Below are 252 nucleotides of genomic sequence, written 5' to 3'. Positions count from 1 at the left end.
CCGGCGCGCGCGGATGCGTCTTGCGCACCGTGTACGAGCGCCGAGGCTCCATTGAGTACAAGGCCACCGGGACCCATGACCATTGCGCCGAGCCCCGACGCGCTCAGCTGCGGACCCATCGGGCTGCCGGGGACAAGCTCCCACAGGGAAGAGCCGTTCTCGGCATTCGTGTAGGTGAGGGCCGCGTCCTGCAGTTTCCATCGCAGGGAGTCGATCTCGCCCTCGAGAAAGCCAAGGGCGGACAGGGCGCCC

1 pseudogene is annotated in these 252 nt (G+C 68.3%); it reads right to left on the bottom strand.

The features are described from left to right. A pseudogene (locus QP415_RS12340) lies at positions 1-252 on the bottom strand (alpha/beta hydrolase); the annotation flags it as partial.

The sequence above is a fragment of the Pauljensenia sp. UMB3104 genome, assembly GCF_030217285.1.
Taxonomy (GTDB): Bacteria; Actinomycetota; Actinomycetes; order Actinomycetales; family Actinomycetaceae; genus Pauljensenia.
Note: the sequence above shows the minus strand (reverse complement) of the source record. Positions and strands in the feature narration are given on the sequence as shown.